14 protein-coding genes are annotated in these 17,499 nt (G+C 31.9%); 2 read left to right on the top strand and 12 right to left on the bottom strand.

What is annotated here, in order from left to right; genetic code table 11:
- Window positions 1-97: 97 nt before the first annotated feature.
- The 10 genes from CLOBL_RS23580 to CLOBL_RS23535 all read right to left on the bottom strand — a co-directional run bounded on the left by CLOBL_RS23580 (window position 98) and on the right by CLOBL_RS23535 (window position 12,745).
- Entirely contained in the window at window positions 98-1,387 is a 1,290-nt protein-coding gene (locus CLOBL_RS23580) for a hypothetical protein (protein WP_077861253.1), read from the bottom strand.
- A 192-nt stretch (window positions 1,388-1,579) separates the two neighbouring features.
- Complete coding sequence (locus CLOBL_RS23575; protein ID WP_077861252.1) at window positions 1,580-2,383, bottom strand: response regulator; 804 nt, start codon at window positions 2,381-2,383, stop codon at window positions 1,580-1,582.
- Window positions 2,384-2,425: 42 nt separating this feature from the next.
- Entirely contained in the window at window positions 2,426-4,195 is a 1,770-nt protein-coding gene (locus CLOBL_RS23570; RefSeq protein ID WP_077861251.1) for a sensor histidine kinase, read from the bottom strand.
- 15 nt (window positions 4,196-4,210) lie between these two features.
- Window positions 4,211-5,479: an extracellular solute-binding protein gene (locus tag CLOBL_RS23565; protein ID WP_077861250.1), complete on the bottom strand. Its 1,269-nt coding sequence runs from the start codon at window positions 5,477-5,479 to the stop codon at window positions 4,211-4,213.
- A 99-nt stretch (window positions 5,480-5,578) separates the two neighbouring features.
- A complete protein-coding gene (locus CLOBL_RS23560) occupies window positions 5,579-7,291 on the bottom strand; it encodes a methyl-accepting chemotaxis protein (RefSeq protein WP_077861249.1) in 1,713 nt (570 codons plus the stop codon).
- 240 nt (window positions 7,292-7,531) lie between these two features.
- Window positions 7,532-8,557, bottom strand: a complete 1,026-nt coding sequence (locus tag CLOBL_RS23555) for a sugar ABC transporter substrate-binding protein (protein ID WP_077861248.1) — start codon at window positions 8,555-8,557, stop codon at window positions 7,532-7,534.
- A 139-nt stretch (window positions 8,558-8,696) separates the two neighbouring features.
- The gene (locus CLOBL_RS23550) at window positions 8,697-9,716 is read right to left on the bottom strand and encodes an ABC transporter permease (RefSeq protein WP_009167432.1); all 1,020 of its coding nucleotides are present in this window, start codon (window positions 9,714-9,716) and stop codon (window positions 8,697-8,699) included.
- Entirely contained in the window at window positions 9,697-11,208 is a 1,512-nt protein-coding gene (locus tag CLOBL_RS23545) for a sugar ABC transporter ATP-binding protein (protein ID WP_077861247.1), read from the bottom strand. The genes CLOBL_RS23550 and CLOBL_RS23545 overlap by 20 nt, the downstream gene beginning before the upstream one ends.
- A gap of 277 nt (window positions 11,209-11,485) precedes the next feature.
- Window positions 11,486-12,004, bottom strand: coding sequence for a nitroreductase family protein (locus CLOBL_RS23540; protein ID WP_077861246.1), 519 nt, complete (start codon window positions 12,002-12,004; stop codon window positions 11,486-11,488).
- Window positions 12,005-12,091: 87 nt separating this feature from the next.
- Window positions 12,092-12,745, bottom strand: coding sequence for a flavodoxin family protein (locus tag CLOBL_RS23535; protein WP_077861245.1), 654 nt, complete (start codon window positions 12,743-12,745; stop codon window positions 12,092-12,094).
- A gap of 134 nt (window positions 12,746-12,879) precedes the next feature.
- Between CLOBL_RS23535 and CLOBL_RS23530 the strand changes: the two genes are divergently transcribed.
- A complete protein-coding gene (locus CLOBL_RS23530) occupies window positions 12,880-13,242 on the top strand; it encodes a helix-turn-helix domain-containing protein (protein WP_077861244.1) in 363 nt (120 codons plus the stop codon).
- 98 nt (window positions 13,243-13,340) lie between these two features.
- Here the strand turns inward: CLOBL_RS23530 and CLOBL_RS23525 are convergent, their stop codons facing one another.
- Together CLOBL_RS23525 and CLOBL_RS23520 are read right to left on the bottom strand one after the other, a co-directional pair.
- The gene (locus tag CLOBL_RS23525) at window positions 13,341-14,318 is read right to left on the bottom strand and encodes a glycoside hydrolase family 43 protein (RefSeq protein WP_077861243.1); all 978 of its coding nucleotides are present in this window, start codon (window positions 14,316-14,318) and stop codon (window positions 13,341-13,343) included.
- Window positions 14,319-14,369: 51 nt separating this feature from the next.
- The gene (locus CLOBL_RS23520) at window positions 14,370-16,502 is read right to left on the bottom strand and encodes a glycoside hydrolase family 3 C-terminal domain-containing protein (protein WP_077861254.1); all 2,133 of its coding nucleotides are present in this window, start codon (window positions 16,500-16,502) and stop codon (window positions 14,370-14,372) included.
- 152 nt (window positions 16,503-16,654) lie between these two features.
- On the opposite strand from CLOBL_RS23520, the gene CLOBL_RS23515 reads away from it, so the two are divergent.
- A complete protein-coding gene (locus CLOBL_RS23515) occupies window positions 16,655-17,425 on the top strand; it encodes an AraC family transcriptional regulator (RefSeq protein WP_077861242.1) in 771 nt (256 codons plus the stop codon).
- The last annotated feature ends 74 nt before the right edge of the window (window positions 17,426-17,499 follow it).

Raw genomic sequence — 17,499 nt, 5'->3', positions numbered from 1 at the left:
TGATGAAAAATATCCATGGCAACTTTGGACTTGTTATTTATTTTCATGTGCCTAACTTTAATTCATTCTGTTAATTACTTACTTTAAATAAGAACACCTATTTAATCCAAGCTCCATCAGAGCCTATTTTATATCCATTAATTGTAGTGTTAATTACCATGGCTCCATCAGAACCTACGTAATACCATTTACCTTCAGATGATATCCAAGAATTTACTTGCATAGCTCCATCAGGGCCTATATAATACCATTTTCCTCCCGATGCCATCCAACGATTTACCACCATTGTTCCATCTGCTCCTAGATAGTACCACTTGCCATAACTTCTATCATAATACCATTGATTCTTTAATGGATTTCCTGATGTATCATTATATAACCAGTTACCATTTACTTGGACCCATTGATTAGATTTAACATTTGATGATGTAGTAACTGTGGTTGCAGTTTCTGGTTTTAACGCTGTAGCTCCAGTACCTGTAGTGCTTGTACTGTCTGAAGAATCAGCTCCTGTATATTCTAGCTTAATTTTATATTCACCTATGACATCATCATCATCACCATATTCTACATCATCATCTGGTTCTTCATCATATATTCTTACAGTAAGAGTTTTATCTTCCGATACAGAAATTTCATCTCCTGTTTCTACACCTTTAGCAGAATCATCTGTTGACTTGAATATTCTAACATATTTATCGTCAGGTCCACTGGTTTCAACACTAACCTCATTTGATGAAGTTTTTGCATAATAAGTGTTACCTTCGTTAACTTCACTGCTATCTACCTTATCATCATAACTGCTATTTGAATAAAGATCTATATCATCTCCATTCTTATCTTGCAACTCTAAGCTGTCTAGTGTATCTTCATCATTACTATCATCACTATCGTCATTATCATCACCATTATATTTTACTTTTACTTCATATTCATTATAATCACTAGAATTATAATCCTTATCTTCATCATAATCATCTTCATAAACTCTAACTTTTAGTGTTGTTGTATCACCATCATTATCTTCAATTGGAATTGAATCACCTACTTCATAGGCATCACTTCCTACAAATATTCTTACCTTATCATCATCCGCTCCATCAACACTGTCAACCTGAACCGCACTTCCAGTAGTAACTTCAGCATAATAAGTATCTCCCACCTTTAAGTCACCATCATCCACTTCATCATCATAACTACTATTTTTATAGATATCTACTGAATCTCCATCGTCATCTTCCAAATCTATACTATTTAATTTATCAGCATTACTATCTGAGGCATAAGCCTTTATAGTTAAGAATTTAAAATTTGCAACCGATCCAACTGTTGAAAGTGTTCCAAATGCAAGTGCAAGTGCCATTGTCTTTTTTAAGTTCTTGTTCATAAGTATTTTCTCCTCACTCCATATTCTATAAATTATTTTATTGTAAATAATACCTTGGCTTCTATATAATCACTGTAACTGAACTTTGTCACAGCAATGTCACAGAATTATTACAAAATTTAAAACTTATGTATAAATCATTTCTATTTGGCAAAAATTAAGGCACTTGCATTTCTGCAAGTGCCTCAAAACTTATTGATTCTGTTTTTTGTATTCCTTTATTGAGATACCAATATATTTTTTAAACCAATTACTAAAATAATTTGGATCATCAATACCAATCTTCTTTGATACTTCATACGCTTTTGCATTGGAATTCCTAAGCATTTCAGTAGCTATTGTCACTTTTGTATTCATAATATATTCAGAAAAAGTTTTATCTGTCTTTTCCTTAAATACCCTGCTTAAGTAGCTTGGATTCACATAAAAATAATCAGCCACCATTTTTAGCGATAAATCACAATTGGATATATTTTGAACTATAAACCTCTTTATCTGCTCCATATTCAAGGTCTTATCCTCATTATCCTTCTCATCATCAAAATCTATTATATTATTGAATTTTATCATCTTTTCTTTAATATTATCATATTGTCTTTTCATAGAATGTTCAGCTAGAATTTCTTTTTTCACCTTTAATACTGAAGCTCTGAGTTCTTCTTCATCTATAGGCTTAAGTATAAAATCGCTTACTCCAAGCTTTATACTTCTTTTAGCATATTCAAATTCATTATAGCCTGTAATTACAATTATTTTAATATCAGGGTATTTCTCAACGATGCTCTTACTCATATCTAAACCATCTGTCACTGGCATATTAATATCCGTTAAAATAATATCTGGATTTTCTCTTCTTATTAAATTTAAGCCTTCCGCTGCATTAGAAGCTTCTCCTACTATTTCCATACCAATTTCATTCCAGTCAAGGCAGTTCTTTATTAGATTTCGAATTAAGTATTCATCATCAACTATCATAATTTTTACTATGCTATCCATAAATTAATCCACTTCCTTACATTAGTGCTTTGTTTATTTAATTTACTTCTCAATTTTAGGAATCTTAATTATTATTTTAGTGCCGACATCCTTTTTACTCTCAACAATAAATTCATGTTCAGCGCCATAAAATACTCTTAATCTTTCTTTTGTAGTTCTTACCCCAATTCCTGTAGTATTGTTTTCAATTATGTTGTTAATTTGTGATTCATCCATACCAGATCCGTTATCCTCTAAAGTTAATACAACTCGTTCTTCCTCCTCATAGGTTGATATTTTTATTTTTCCTTTTTCCTTCTTATTTCTAATGCCATGATAAATAGCATTTTCAACTAATGGCTGCAAAGTTAGTTTTATTATTTTAAAACTATTGCATTCAGGATCCAAGTCATATTGAGCTTCAAACATATCTCTATATCTTATGCTTTGAATTAGCAAATAACTTTTTGCAGTTTTTATCTCTTCCTCTACAGTTATTATGTCATTCCCATTATTTAAACTTGTCCTATAAAATCTTCCCAAAGACTTTATCATTTGATATATAGTTTTATTTTCTCCTGATAGAGCCAATGAGTTTATAGTATCAAGAGTGTTATATAGAAAATGAGGCTTTATTTGTGACATGAGTAAGTTTAATTCTGTCTGCCTCTTTAAGGTCTCATCACGCCTTATCTTATCTAGAAGGAGATTAATCTGAGAGATCATTATGTTATATCCATTCTTTAGCTCTCCAACCTCATCATTATATGTTTTTATATTAACTTCATTAAACTCGCCCTTCTTAACATCCTCCATTGACTCACTTAACTTTTTTAAAGGGCTTGTGATAAATTTAGATATAATAATTGAACCAATAACAATTAATATGAAATTTATAATAGTGAAATATATAAGAAACAACTTGGTATAACTAGTCTGCTTAGATAATTCACTATACTGCATTATAGTAGTTAGTTTCCAATCATAATCTTGAACTTTAATACTTGATATAATGTAATCTTTCTTGTCCACATTCTCTATTGAAAAACTAATTTTAGAATCCGAATAATCCTCATCTTTTATTCCATTTAATATTTCTGCGCTGTCATCTGATTTTGTTATTAATTCATCCTTCTCATTTTTTATGATTAATTTAGTTCCATACTTCTGGCTAAGCTTTAAGTTTAAATCATTAAAAGCATTTTCATCTATATTTATAACCAATAATCCAAGCTTCTGACCAGTATTTATATCATTTATTACCCTTATAAGCGATACATAATTTTCTCCATCACTCTTAAAAAATCCTCCGCCATTTAATTTTAATATGTATTTACCTCTATTCTCTAGTAACTCATCATACCAGTCACTTTCTTTAATTTTTTCAAGGTCAAAATTCTTATAAACTACATTTTCAGAATAATATTTATCACCGTATTCATCTAATATATATATAGAAGATATATTTGAATCAAAGTTAGTGAATTGTATTAAATAATTACTTATATTATCATAATCTGTCCTTTCTTTTCCCTGTTCATCAACCTTCCTTAGAGTGTTTTGAACATTATCACTGGAAATGATCATCTTTGAGACGTTATTTACATTATCTATTATCATATTAGTGTTAGTTTCAGCACTTTCTAAAACCTCTGCTGAACTTTGCCTCATTTTTTCCGATGTATATATGGAGTTTATCTTTTTATACGTAAAATTGAGTATGACTGTTGAAAGTAAAAAGATTATTGAAAAATAAATAATAATCTTTACACTTATTTTTAAGTTCAAATATTTATCTTTCCAATTCTTTAAATTCAAAAATTTATCACCCATTTAATCATACCCTCATCAATTTACTTTCTTCTCCATTTCCTTTGTGAAATCTTCTGGAGTTATTTGACCTCTAAATAACTTGTTGACTAACTCCTTGTATATATTCCCCTTCTCTTCTCCTAGATAAATATCTCCATACAAACTATAGGATGCATTTTTCGTTAAGCCTTCCAACTCCTTAGACAGCTTGTCTATATTGCTTCCATCACCAGTATAATTCCATACTGGAAGTCCTGAGCCAGCTTCATAATATTTTTTTGAAACAGTTTGAGCTATGAACTTTGCTGCTTTAACTGATTCTTCTTTATATTTTGAGCCATTGCTAACCATTAAATAATCTACTGCTCCGCCTAAGAACTCATTTTTATTTCCTTCAGCATCCTTCATTATTGGGAATTCCTTAACCATTACATTTTCTCTTACAGAAGGATCTGCATTTCTCAATTCACCAATAAACCAATTTCCAGTGAAATACATAGGTATTTCGCCTTTTTTAAAGAGATCTTCTGACTCATCCCGCGTAAGATCCAATGCTGATTCGTTAAAGGCTTTAAGATCTACTAATTCCTTAAATCTATATGCTGCTTTTAATATTGTGTCATTTCTGTCACTGCCTGTATGGAAATCACTTGCCCCGCCAATTCCACCTTCTCGCAAGGCCAGCATATCATAATAGAACATGCCGGTCCAAGTATCCTTTTCTCCTACTAATATAGGTGCTATTCCTTTCTTTTTAAACGCTTTAACTGCCTCTAAAAACTCATCATAATTATCTGGTATTTTAATACCGGCATCAGCAAAAAGCTTTGTGTTACAATAAAACGTTCCAATGGATAAGGTCATAGGAAGTCCATATACATTATTATCATAGGTCACACTATTAAGCATTCCCTTGTTGATGTTATTTTTCGTATCTTCATCCATATATTCATTTAAATTTAGTACTTCTCCAGATTCTATGAAAGGTTTACTGAAGCCTCCACCCCAGGAATAAAATATATCTGGCAGTTCATTCACCGCAAAAGCTGTCTTTATCTTAGCTTTATATCTCTCATTCTCTACAGCTTCAACCTTAATTTGTACATTAGGGTTTTCCTTATTCCATTCCTCTACAGTATCCTGAATTATCTTTCCATTAGCATCATTTGAAGTTTGTGACCATATGTGCCACATGGTCAACGTTATCTTTTCCTTATTCTCTGTATCACTTTTATAACTTGAAGAACATCCGCTTAAATTAAATAAGAATATTACCATTATAAAAAATATAAGTAGCCTTCTCAAAATCGTCCCTCCCAGTAAATGATAATACTTTACTATTCATAAAGTTAATTAAATATTAAATAGATAAATCATTCTAAAATAAGTTATTTATATTCCAGCCTAAATACTAAATTTATTGACAATATCATTTAATCTTAAAGCTAATTCAGTCTGACTTTGTGCATTAATAGAAATCTGCTCTACTCCACAGGCTACTTCATTTACACTGCTTAATATACTTTCAGAGTTATTTTTAGACTGCTCTATGTTTGATGCAAATACATCCATCGTATCGTTTACATTGTTAATGCTTTTATTTACTATTTCAACCATAGAAGCAATTTTTTCTGACATTATATTTATAAATTTAGCATCACTTTCATAACTTTTACTTGATTCTATCATAAATTTATAGTCATTATATACATTTTTCTCTATATAATACAAAATTCCTTTAGAACTTTCTGACAATTCATTATACACGTTTTTTATCTCTTTAACAATTTCATTAATACCACCTATAGTTGATATGGATTGATCAGCTAATTTTCCCACTTCATCTGCAACCACTGAAAAACCTTTCCCTGCCTCTCCTGCTCTAGCCGCTTCTATACTTGCATTTAGTGCCAGAAGATTCGTCTGGGATGAAATATTAATAATAGCTCCTGCCAGAGTCTCTATTTCCTTTACTATAGTTCCTCTTTCTATAGCTTCCTTAATTTTCTTATTCTTTTCCTCATATATATCCTTTGATAACTGCTGGGACGTTTCACTTTTTTCCATAATAACACTAGATTTAGATTTTATCTCCATGGACTTTTCCACTTCCTGATTTACTATTCCAGATAAATTGCTTATGTTTTCATCAATTCTCTTGATTGATGAAATAACCTCTCCTGTCGATGAATTTGTCTCTACAGCTCCTGCTGCTATCTCCTTTGTAGATTGATTTATATAAGAAAGCTTAGAGCTTATCTCCTGTACTGACGCAGTTAACTCTTCAGAAGAAGCTGACAACTCAGCTGAATTATCTAATATTAATTTTATTAATATTTTTACATTTTGCAGTGCTGCATTAAGTGCGGCTTCAGTCTCTGAAAATTCATCCTTTCCTTCAACTGCAATTTCTTCAGAAAAATTATACTGTGCCAGATTGCTAGCATAATTTTTTATTTTCCTTAATGGTACTGTTATATTTCTTGTCATAATTATGCCTAAAATTAAAGTACAAATTAATCCTATACCTATAAAAGCTATTATTTGTATCTCAACCTTATTGTACGAGTCCATGTTACTGTTATTTTCTTCTTTTGCCTTTATTGAGCTATATTCTAATAGCTTAGTTAAAGATGCAGCAACATTGCTTTGTGATATTGCTAGATTTCTATAATCCAATATAGCATCATTATATTTATTTCCTTTAACAAAGTCTAATACTGATTGGCCTTTTTTCTTATAATCCTTATAACTTTCATTGAAATTCGAGAGTTCCTTCTTTTGATAATCATCTAAATTTAATTCATCATATTTTTCTACTAAGGAATCTCCTTCTGCATATGCACTTGAAATATTATCATTTAATTGCTTTATCATTAATTCATCGTTATCGTAAATCAAACTTAAAATATCGTTATTTATCTGTAATGAATTTTCATCCAGCCTATGTAATATATCTATAGATACAAGATCATCCTCGTACATACTATTTGAATCATCATTGACCTTACTTAAACTCTTTAAACCAATAATACCTACTAATATAATAATTATGAATAATAACGTATATGAAAATACTAGTCTCCTCCCTACACTAAACTTCCTAAAAAATTTCATTTGATCCCCTCCCATAACCCATCACTTCCGAAGTAATTACTTAATAGCATTAAAAAGGGTAACTCAACCTAAAAATATGTTTAGAGTAGATTTGAGAGTATATTAAGATAAGTGTATTTTTCACCCTATACTTAATCAAACTATACAAAATAAATGCTGTCATCTATTATGTGTCTACTAGTGGCATATTAATTGCTTGAGTTAACCTTTTTAACTTTATATTTTATCTTTATTTACTTATTATTTAGTTTCAGTTGTGAATTGTTTTTGTTTTTCCTTTCCATATTCAACGATCTTATCTGCAGTTACCCATTGAACTGGTATTGGATAATTATCATCAACTTTTTCACCTTTTATCTTCTTATCTAATGTATCTATTATTGTTTTACCTATATTATAAGAATCTTGGTCAACAATACCTGATATTAAATTTGTACTTACACCATTTTCCCAAGTTGGAGTATAGTCAAAACCGAAGTGATATATGCTTCCAGCTTTACCTTGAGATTTTATAGCTTCCATTACACCTGTATCAGGACCTTCTGAACCTAATGAGAATACAGCTACCATATCTGGATTTGAAGTTATTTGACCTTCTAATTGTCTCTTTGATTCTGCTGATTGGTCATTATCTTGAATTGGTTCTAACCACTGGAAGTTCTTTGCATCATCTCCCATAACCTTTTCAAAACCAGCTTTTATTCCGTCTTGTCTATATGTCATAGTTGTTTGAGTTAAGTTTACAGCTGCTAAGGCTATTTTACCTTTTGTAATACCTTTATCCTTTAAAATCTTAGCTCCATTTTCTCCTAGTTGTTCTCCTGCAAGTTTATTATCTGTACCTATATAAGATATTCTATTTTGCTTTGTATTAACATCGGCATCAAAGGTTACAACTGGAATTCCTGCATCATTTGCTTCCTTTACCTTTTTATCAAACATATCAGGATCCATAGGTGCAATTGCTATTCCTACTGCTTTATTTTTTACAGCTTCATCAAGGAAACCTATATGTTTTTCATTTTTTTGTGTTTCGTTTGGTGGTGAAGTTTTAACTACTAAATCATATCCTAATGCTGCAGCTTCATCTTGAGCCGCCTTTTTCATAGGTGACCAGTAAGCTCCTGTATCAACTATTGGAATGAAGTAAATTGTCTTTTTTCCACTTGAACTTGCTGTTCCTTGAGTTTGTGCTGCTTTTCCACATCCTGCTAAACTAGCAACAATAAATACTGTTGATAATGCAGCAATAACTTTTCTCTTCATAAAAATTAATCCCCCTCTGTTCTTCAGAAATTTATCTATTATTTATTTTTATAAAGCCTTCTTTAGTGAATTCCTTTACAGGAAACTGCTTAGAGAATTCACTTAAATTCAGCATAGATAACCTTTTATTTTTTTATTATCAGCTCTTCTTTTTGAATATGTTTCCTTTTCTATAGAAATCAACAACTATAGCAAGGATAATAACAGCTCCAGTAACGGCTTGTTGTAAGAATGAGTTAATTCCAAGGATAGCTAATCCACTTTGGAATACCTGGATAGTAAATATACCAACCATAGCGCCTCCAATTGTTCCAACTCCACCACCGAATTGTACTCCACCCATGATTGCACCTGCCATTGCAAATAAATCTGGACCATTTATTTCACTTGGAGCACCAACGTTTATGCTTGACATCAATAAGATACCTGCTATTGCAGCTAAAACGCCTTCTATTGCATATACTTTTATAACATGCTTGTTTACATTTATACCTGATAATCTTCCTGCTTCCTTATTGGAACCAACTGCATAACAATACCTGCCAAAACGAGTATTTTTCATTAAGTAAGCTACAGCTAAAACTATTATTATAAACACTACAGTATTAGTATGTATTATTGATATACCTACCTCTGTATTTGAAAGATTATAAAACCAATCTGGAACTCCTTTAATGTAAATTCCGTTTGTAAAAAACAGTATTAATCCTCTTACTAAATAAGATGAACCCATAGTAAGTATGAAGGATTCCAGCTTAAACTTTGTAATCAATACTCCATTAAGTACTCCCCAAAGTCCTCCTACTATTAATCCAGCAAGTAACGAAACTGGCATGCTTACTCCCTTTACAGCCAAATAAGCTACTGTACATCCTGCAAAAGCTGCTACTGCACCTATTGAAAGATCAACTCCACCAGTTATTAATACCATAGTAATAGCAACCGTCATAATTCCTATTGTAGGAATCTGTCTAAAGAAATTTGAAACATTGGCTGTTCCTAAAAAGTCTGGACTTATTATAGAAAAAACTGCAATAAGTACTACAAGTACTAAATAAATTGAATATTTTAAAGATAGACTTTTTAAGTTTAATCCCTCCAACTTACTCTTTGCACTTTTTTCTGACACAACATTATTATTAATCTCTTGCTTCATCATTTACTATCCCTCCAAGCGTAGCTAATTTCATAATCTTTTCCTGTGTCGCTTCTTCTCTGCTAAGTTCTCCTGTAAGACTTCCTTCACACATAACATATATTCTATCTGACATACCTAGTAATTCTGGTAATTCAGAAGAAACCATAATAACTACTTTCCCTTTTCTAACCAAATCATTCATTATATGATATATCTCTGCCTTAGTACCTACATCTATTCCTTTAGTAGGTTCATCGAAGATGAATACATCCGAATCTGTATTTAACCACTTAGCTAATATTAATTTTTGTTGATTTCCTCCTGATAATGATCCTGCCATAACATCAAGATTTGCTGTCTTAATCTCCAAAGCCCCTTTAAATTTTTCTCCTGTCTCTCTAAGCTTCTTATGGTTTAAAACAAAATCTCCTAAATTTGTTAAGGTTATATTATCAAGAACACTCAGTACTAAAGATAAACCTTGATTTTTTCTATCTTCTGTTAAAAGACATATACCGTTCTTAATAGCATCCATTGGTGACTTAATTTTTACTTCTTTCCCGTTTATGAATATTTGCCCTTCACCCATCTTATCAGCACCAAAAATAAGTCTCATCAGTTCCGTTCTTCCTGCCCCCACTAAACCTGCTATTCCTAAAATTTCACCTTTTCTTGCCTTAATACTGACTTTTCTAACTCTTCCCTCGTAATCACTAATCTCTTTAGCCTCTAAAACGTATTCTTTTGGCTCAAAAATTTCTTTCGGAAACAACTCAGTTAAATCTCTTCCTACCATCATATTTATAAGCTTTTCCTGAGTAATCCCTTCTAAATTACAGCTTTCTATATAAGTTCCATCTCTTAAGACGGTAGCTCTGTCACAAATATCAAAAACTTCCTTTAACCTATGTGATATGTATATTGTTGCGACCCCGTCCTTCTTTAAAGTTTTTATAACCTTAAAGAGATTTTCAACATCATTCTGAGATAGTGAGGTTGTCGGCTCATCAAAGATGATCATTTTAGCATTTAAACTTATGGCTTTAGCTATTTCAACCATTTGCTTTTTAGCTGTTGGTAATTCCATAACTAAATCAGTAGGTTTTATATCAATCCCCAATCTATCAATTATTAAAGCTGTATCATTATTTAATTTCTTATGGTCAACAATTCCTAGTCTTTCATTTTTATATGGAAGCCTTCCCATATAAACATTTTCAGCTACTGTTAAGGTTTCTGCTAAGTTTAATTCTTGATGAACAAATCCAATCCCTAGCTCTGCAGCCTTAGTTGGGCTAATAACTCCGCAATCAACTCCCTCAACAAATATTTGTCCTTCATCCTGCGTATGGACTCCTCCAAGTATTTTCATTAAGGTTGATTTTCCAGCACCATTTTCGCCTAATAAAGCATGTACCTCTCCTCTTTCAATTTCTAATTGAACGCCTTTAAGTGCATAGACTCCAGGAAACCTTTTGTGTATATTTTTCATTTCTAAAAATGTATTACTCAATTTTAACCACCCCAGCCCTCTGCTAATCGTTTACAAAAGTTATTTTACAGCAATCTGAATTGTAATTATATGTGATTTGTTTACCTTTACATTTGAAATCTTTACTTTTTAAATAAGTTTTAAAAAGTACTTATTTATTGAATTAAAATAAAAAGGGCTTCTACAAAAGTAACTAGCTAAGTTTGTAGAAGCTCATTTTTTGCAGAAAAAAATGTGAATTCCGAAGAACTCACATTACATTGATTGATTGTATAATTAAGTTATGCTAATAAATAAATTAAAAATTATTATAAAATACAGTTTGGGAAATATCTTTTCTTTTTTCGTGGTTAGGATTTGGTTTAGCCTCACTACTTGGATAACCAATTGGTAAAAGACATACCGGTTCAAGATTTGTTGGTATATTAAAAGCATCACGTATAGCAGTCGGATCAAAATGACCAACCCATGTTGAACCTAATCCAAGTTCAGCAGCTTGTAACATCATATGCGTAGCAATAATACTTCCATCAATATCAGTGTGGACTTTTCCATCATAGCCGCGCTCCCATGCTTCATTTTTATCGGCGCATATAAGTAAAGCTAAAGGTGCATTAAAATGATAAACTGTGCAATTTTTTAGCTTAGCAAGAGCTTCTTCACTTTCAAGTACCAAAATCCTTTGAGGCTGGCGATTTCCAGCAGTTGGAGCTAATTGGCCTGCTTTTAAAATTAAATTCAAGTCCTCTTGATTGATTTTTTTTGTGTCAAAATTTCTTACAGAATATCTTTTGGCAGCTAATTCTATAAATTTCATATATACATCTCCATTCATTTAATTTAGTATATTTATACCTCATTTATTATGACTTTGTAAAATGTTTTATGATTGAACTTATATATATTACTTGATTAGACTAGCCCCTATTTCAAATGCCTTTTGACAATCTAAAGGAAATTGAATTTTTCTATGTTCTGCTTTTGCTTCTTCAGAGAATACTTCCATTTTATATTTTGAGTAATCATCAAATTGATAAGTATCATTTGAATGCATAACTAATGGCTTTGTCAATATTCCTTCAATCACTGCTTCTACATTATTAAAAGTTGCTAAATAACCAGATTTATTCATTATCTCTTCTGTTACATTCATTGTATAAATTATTGCTGTTGGCATCTTCTTTGGAGCAATTGAGGTATGATTATTATCATATACTAAATAAGGGAAGAATAATCTTTCTAGAAATGACCGCAATTGACCTGTTATATTCCAGAAATATACTGGAGATCCAAAAACAATTCCATCAGCTTGGGACACTTTTTCTAAAACTTCTTGAATATCATCTTTTACTGCGCATTTTCCATAACTTTTGCCTTCAAGTCTCTTGCAAGCAAAACAGCTTTTGCATCCAGTATAGTTATAATCATATAAATTAATCATTTCAGTTTCAATTTCTTTATCTTTTGCCGCTTCTTTTACTCCATCTAAAGCCTTTTGAAGTAATGTAGCTGTATTTTTATTTTTTCTTGGGCTTCCATTGATAGCATAAACCTTCATAAATAACACTCCTCTTTTTAATGTTTTATTTTTCTGTTATAATCAATATAACACAAAGGTATAAATGTACAAGTATGCAGTTTTTTCTGTGTCAGTATAAATAGTATACTATAAGATTCAAAGGAGCTATGCTTATGAGTGAGTATATGAATAGAGAATTCCCTGATAATAATATATATGAAACAGAATGTCCTGTTTTATATGCACTTGATGTTGTAGGTCAAAAATGGAAACTACCTATTATGTGGTATTTATCCCGTAAAGATTCTACTAGATATAATGAATTAAAACGAAAAGTTAACGGTGTTACTAATATGATGCTTACAAAATCTTTAAAAGAATTAGAAGAACATAAACTAGTTATTAGGACTCAATATGAAACTATTCCTCCTAGGGTTGAATATTCTTTGACAGAAAGAGGTAGAGCCTTAATTCCCACATTAAAGGAATTATATATATGGGGCGAAGAGCAACTTGAATTTGATAAGCATAAATAAGATTAAAGGCAGACAAGCTTTCGTTTTGTCTGCCTTTTAGGATATATTTATATACTAATTCTATATAAATTTTATTATCATATTGCTAATTTAAATTATTAAGGTAATTCTACTGTTTGGATAGTGCCATCAGCATTATATTTTATTTCAGTATATTTTACGCAGCGTTTGTTATCAGCTCCACCTGATAGAGAGCTATCATGATAGAACAAATACCATTTACCTTCAAATTCAACAATTGAATGGTGAGTAGTCCAGCCTAATACTGGATTAAGTATTTTTCCTTTAAAAGCGTAAGGACCTTTTGGATTTTTACTCATAGCATATACAATACAGTGAGTAGTACCAGTAGAATATGAAAGATAATAATTTCCTTTGTATTTATGAACCCATGGACCTTCAAAATATCTTCTTTCTTCATCACCCGCAAGTATAGAATTCCCCTCTTCATCAACAATTGATATTTCTTCAGGACTTTCCTTAAAAGTAAGCATATCATCAGTTAATTCAGCGACTCTTGGTCCTATAGCAGGCTCTGTAACAGCAGGTCCTTCAGCATCTGCCTTGAAAGTGCCAGTCTGCCATTTTTCTAATTGTCCACCCCAAAGGCCTCCGAAGTAAACATATGATCTATTATCATCATCCATTAAAACAGCGGGATCAATACTAAAGCTGCCTGGTATATAACTTTCCTGAGCTTTAAATGGTCCAGCAGGGTTTGAACCAGTAGCTACTCCAATTCTAAAGATCTCATCTTTATCTCTTGCTGGGAAAAATAAATAATATGTGCCATTTTTATATGCAGCATCTGGAGCCCATAATTGCTTACTTGCCCATGGAATATCTCTTAAGTGAATTGCTTCACCATGGTCAACACAAGGTGAGTCCGTATCATCAAGAGATAAAATATGATAATCCTCCATGTTATATTGGTCGCCATTATCATTTGAAACCATGACTTGATCAAGATCATGAGAAGGATAAATATAAATCTTACCTTCAAATACATGAGCAGAAGGATCTGCAGTATAAATATGAGTTACTAAAGGTTCATTTTGTTTTGTAGTCTTTTCCATATTCTTCTCTCCTATCGTATATCTTTTTACATTCATTTATAAGTTAAGTTTTTATGCTAATTCAATATTTGCATTTAGTGGTGCTGCTGCTCCAAGCTCAAGACTTCTCGTATCTGGCTGCGATACACCTACAAATAATTTAAACTTCTTGCTGTCAAGAATTCTTTCTCCAGCATCATCTACTGCTTCAAAGGCTCTTCTATTTAACTTCATTGTTACAGTTTTACTTTCTCCCTTCTTCAAGGAAACTCGTTTGAAACCTGCTAAGCTGTGGTTAAGCACTGCATATTTTGATTCTAAATCCTTTATATAGCATTGAACTACTTCTTCTATATCGTAAGAGCCAGTATTTTCAATTTCTACACTGATGTCAATGCCGTCAAATTCACCTCTAACAGCTGGCACCTGTAAATTCGATAATTCAACATTTGAATAAGTCAAGCCATAGCCAAATGGATATAAACAGTTGCTTTCATCCATATATCTATAAGTTCTTCCCTTCATAGCATAATCAGTAAACTCAGGAAGCTTGTCTGTATCTTTGTAGAATGTTACTGGAAGCTTACCACTTGGTGAACATTTTCCAAATAATATATCTGCTGCTGCTGTACCACCATGGCTTCCTGGATACCATGCATTTAAGATAGCTGCACATCTTTCTTCTGCCCCATTAAGAGTTAATCCGCTTCCAGTTCCAAGCACTACTACTACTGGCTTTCCAGTCTCAAGTACTTTTTCAAGTAGTTCCTGCTGTATTCCTGGTAGATTTAAATCCAACTTATCTCCTGCACCATAACCATTACCTGCATCCCCCTGCTCTCCTTCAATAGTAGAATCTAAACCTAAGCACAAGATAACAACATCTGCTCTTTCTGCTACTGAAACTGCCTCAGCTAGTCTATCATCTCTTCTTGCAAGATCTTCTACCTTCTCTTTATATAAATGACAGCCTTCTGAATAATATACTCTTACGTCATCATCTAACACGTCATGAATTCCATCTAATATTGTTGTATACTTAGATGCAGTACCTGAATAATTTCCCTTTAACATAATTTCACTATTTGAATTTGGTCCAATTACCGCAACTGCCTTTAACTTTGACTTATCTAATGGAAGTATGCCATTATTTTTTAATAGTACCATGGATTTTCTTGATGCTTCTAAAGACACCTGATTATGTTCTTTGCAGTCATTTACTTCATATGGTATTTGATTATATTCACAATCTTCATCAAACATTCCAAGCTTAAATCTAGTTGTCATAAGTCTTTCTGCTGCTGTAGTTATCTGTTCTTCTGTTACAAGACCTTCTTTATACGCTAATAATAAATTCAAATACATATTTCCACAATTAAGGTCGCAGCCGTTTTCTATTGCTAAGGCTACTGATTCAGTTGCTGTGCTGGTAACTTTGTGATGCATATGGAAATCTGCAAGTGCCCAGCAGTCAGATACTACATGTCCCTTAAATCCCCATTTACCTCTTAATATATCCTTTAATAAGGCCTTACTTCCGCAGCAAGGTTCTCCATTTGTTCTGTTATATGCTCCCATTACACTTTCTACATTTGCTTCTTTTACACAAGCTTCAAAAGCCGGAAGATAAGTTTCATGTAAATCTTTTTGACTAACAACCGCATTAAATTCATGTCTTAAGCTTTCTGGCCCGCTATGAACTGCAAAATGCTTTGCACAAGCTGATAACTTCAGGTATTTGCCATCTCCCTGTAGGCCTTTTACAAAAGCAACTCCTAATCTAGATGTTAAATATGGATCTTCTCCATAAGTTTCATGACCTCTTCCCCATCTAGGATCTCTGAAAATATTAACATTAGGTGACCAATAAGTTAGTCCTTTATATATATCTCTATCTTCTTTTTTGCTATTCTCATTGTATTTTGCACGTCCTTCTGTCGCAATGATTCCAGCTACCTTTCCTAAAAACTCCTCATCAAACATAGCTGCAAGTCCAATTGCTTGAGGGAAAACAGTGGCTGTACCTGCTCTTGCAACACCATGAAGGCCTTCATTCCACCAATTATATTCTGGTATGTTTAAACGTTTAACTGCTGGCGAATTATAAGTCAGTTGCTCTGCTTTTTCCTGCAATGTCATTTTAGCTACTAATTCTTTTGCTGCCTTCACTGCAGCTTCATGAGTATTTTTTTGTTCATTATTCACACATATCCCTCTATTCTTTAATATATTTATTAACTTCAAAAGCTGTCCTCTTAAATATTTATTCGTTAATTTAATGATATAAAACTTTTAGTTGACGTAACAAGAAACTATTTATATAATTATAGACAAAATTACGCTTTTGGAGGCATTTTATGTTAAAGTATGAGGCATATCATTTTGGTGAAGGCACTCTTTTTTCAAATTATCATCCTGTGAGTCTTACTTATCAGGTTCATTTACACCGAAGCTTTGAATTTATTTATGTTAAGGCGGGTAATTTGGAAGTCTGCGTAAACAATAGAACCTTTGAACTTAAGAAAAATGACTGCATGCTTATTCTGCCTTATGAAATCCATTCCATTTCAACTAAGGAATACTCTGAAGCTGATATTTGTGTATTTTCGCCAAAGTACGTAAAGACCTTTGAAAATACTGCTTATGGTAAATTTCTTGAAAATCCCGTATTTAATCTATCCAGTACTTCAGAAGCTTTAGTACTAGACAAAATTTTCAGCGAAAATGCCAGTCTTCTCCAAATGAAGGCATGTCTTTACCTAATATGCTCCGAGGTAATAGAACAAACCAAATTACTTCCAAGCGAAAAAAGTGATTATCAGCTTCTTCATAAAATTCTAAGCTATGTTCAGGATAATTTCACTAAAGATATTTCCTTAAAGACCATCGCTAATGAATTCTGTTATAACTATAATTATCTTTCAAAATACTTAAATAGAATTTTAGGAATTTCCTTTGTAGATTTTATTAACCAAAATCGAGTAAGTTATGCAGCATATTTACTAATAAACTCAGAAGATCCAATTACAGATATTGCTTATAAATGCGGCTATTCAAGTATACGTTCCTTTAATAGAAATTTCTTTAAGATTACAAATACAACGCCCAAAAACTATAGACACTCTTAGTTTTTATATATTAAACTTATGTGGTAACTTACCGAAATCACATACGTTTTTATTCCACAGGACTTATGAAATTT

The organism is Clostridium sp. BL-8 (assembly GCF_002006495.1).
Lineage (GTDB): Bacteria > Bacillota > Clostridia > Clostridiales > Clostridiaceae > Clostridium.
Note: the sequence above shows the minus strand (reverse complement) of the source record. Positions and strands in the feature narration are given on the sequence as shown.